Genomic DNA, 346 nt, shown 5'->3' with positions numbered 1-346 from the left:
AGGACAAACTGGCGAACATCCTTCTAAATCAACCCCTGTAAAACTTACCACAGGTAGAGGATGAACTGTTACCGTTTTTGTTATTTCTTCACGACAACCGTGGTTAGTTATTACTTCCAAAATTGCTGAGTATGTTCCATCTGCAGCATATCCATTGATTGGATTGGGTTGTGTGCTTGTTGAGCCATCTCCAAAGTCCCAATTCCATTGCACGATATTATTTGATGTATGGTCGTTTGAAACGGTACTTAAATCATTAAACTCACTATCATCCTCTAAACAAACGCTTGTTGGTGTAAAATCAGGAACAGGCAAAGGATATACATCAACATCGTGATTAATGGAA

Annotated in this window: 1 protein-coding gene; it reads right to left on the bottom strand. The window is 38.7% G+C overall.

The annotated features are described in order from the left end of the window. On the bottom strand, positions 1–346 hold a 346-nt coding region (locus CW751_RS15240; protein WP_119782979.1), incomplete at both ends, for a PKD domain-containing protein.

The organism is Brumimicrobium salinarum (assembly GCF_002844555.1).
In the GTDB taxonomy this organism is placed as follows: Bacteria; Bacteroidota; Bacteroidia; order Flavobacteriales_D; family Crocinitomicaceae; genus Brumimicrobium; species Brumimicrobium salinarum.
This window is presented reverse-complemented; position numbering and strand designations above follow the sequence as displayed.